Here is a 2031-nt window from a genome sequence, read left to right on the forward strand (position 1 = left end):
GCCAGGCGGCCCAGGGACTGCGCGCCCTCCTCGACAACCTGCTAAGCTGGGCCCTGACCCAGCGCGGCGAGCTTACTCCCACAATTGAACCCCTGGCCGTGGCCGACCTGCTCGCCGAGGCCGCTGAGCTCTACCAGCCCAGCGCCGAAGCCGCCGACATTATCCTCACAGCCGACCTGTCCGACCGTACCATCTATACCCTAGCCGACCTGAACATGACGCGCACCATTTTGCGCAACCTCATCAGCAACGCGCTACGGGCTACGCCAGCGGGCGGCACCATCATGCTGACGGCCGTGGATGGACCTCAGGACACCGTGGCTATTCAGGTGCAGGATACCGGCGAGGGCATGAGTGAAGCTCAGTTGCAATTACTGCTCGCGGCCACGCCAAGGGCTACTGCCGGCCGGCCCGCCGGGTTGGGGCTGCGCCTGAGCCGGGCCTTTGCCCAGGCCCAGAACGGCCAGTTAGCCTTGTTTAGCCGGCCCGGGCAGGGAACCACTGCCGTGCTCACCTTGCCGGCTGCTGCGCCCGATGGGGTGCGCGAGCCCATGATGCAGGAGCGGCCGCGGCCGGAAAAACCGGTTTCGGCTCGCGCCACGGATGAAACCAGTCGCGCCGCTAATGGTACAACTCACGCTCCAGGTGGGGTAGCGCGCGGCAACGGAACCTAAATTATCCACCGATTCGGGTTGGCGCAGTTGCCTAGGTGGGCGGCGCACGGCCGGAGTTGCTGGCCTATGTCTCAGGAAACTCTTTTGCCGACGGTTTGGGCAACCCCTTCGGTGCACCCGGATGTGGGTAGCGCCGTAATTTCGTCGGGGCCAGGCGGGCTGCCTGCTGGTTCGGCCGCTGCCATACCCGATTCGCCCATTCGTGTCCTGCTCGTGGAAGATGAGCCGCTCTTTGCCGAACAGCTGGAGGCCGCCCTGCAGGATTTGGGGTACGAGGTGGTGGGCCCCGCCGCCGATGCGCGCATCGCCCTCGCGCTGTACCGTACCGAAACCATCGACCTGGCCCTGCTCGACGTGCAGCTGCGCGGCACCACCGATGGCGTGGAGCTGGCCCAGCAGCTGCTGACGCACCGTCCGCTGCCCATCATCTTTCTCACCTCCCGCACCGACGGCGAAACCTTCGGGCGGGCCGAGCAGCTGGGGCCAGCGGCCTACCTCACCAAGCCCGTGGCGGCCGATGCCCTGCAACGCGCCATTGCGCTGGCGCTACGCAACTTCTCGGCCAGGTACCCGGCGGCCGACTCGTTCCTGCAGGCCCCCAGCGGCGAGGCCCTGCCCGATACCTTGTTCATCAAGGAAAACGGGATGCTGGAAAAAATCCGCCTCAGCGAAGTGCAGTGGGTAACGGCCGACGACAAGCACTGCCGCCTGGTGTTGGCCCACCGCACGGTGCAGGTGCGTATGCCCCTGCGCGAGCTGGTGCGTCACCTGCCCGCTGAGTCGTTCGTGCAGATTCAGCGCAGCTACTACATCAACCTCAACCACATCGAGCGCCTCGATGTGGCCCGCCACCTGGTGCAGGTGGGCGAGCACATCCTGCCCGTGAGCCGGGCCTTGCAGGATGAGTTGCTGCGCCGGCTGCGCACCATCGGGCAGAGCTAATAGCTGACTGATTCCCTATCCGCCGGAACTCAATAGTCCTCCCTCGGCTCGCTCAAGGCGCAACTGCTCAGCCGGTAATGCCTGACAACGGCGCAAAGCGGGTAACCCGCTCGGTTGGCGCAAGGGGCGGGTGCCGGAGGAAAGGCGCTACTGGGCAAACTGCTTTCCAACACGCCGCATGATGCCCCGGCGATGCTGCTTTTTGACCGCTCATACTTGTTTTTTTCACCACTTACTTCTTTGCTTATGCCCATGTTTACATCCTCCCGTAACCGCAGTAGGTACGGCAGTGGCTGGCTGGCCGCGCTGCTGTTGCTGCTGACCAGCCCGGCCGCTTTTGCGCAGCTCAGCGGTGCCTATACCATCAACAGCGCCCAGCCCACGGCGGGCACGAACTACGCCAGCTTCACGGCGG

Annotated in this window: 2 protein-coding genes; both read left to right on the forward strand. The window is 65.1% G+C overall.

What is annotated here, in order from left to right:
• A partial coding sequence (locus ACYVDE_RS21135) for a sensor histidine kinase (RefSeq protein WP_460503513.1) occupies nucleotides 1-674 on the forward strand: 674 nt, incomplete at its 5' end.
• A 213-nt stretch (nucleotides 675-887) separates the two neighbouring features.
• Nucleotides 888-1616, forward strand: a complete 729-nt coding sequence (locus ACYVDE_RS21140; protein ID WP_460503514.1) for a LytR/AlgR family response regulator transcription factor — start codon at nucleotides 888-890, stop codon at nucleotides 1614-1616.
• Nucleotides 1617-2031: the final 415 nt, after the last annotated feature.

Source organism: Hymenobacter agri, from assembly GCF_054778495.1.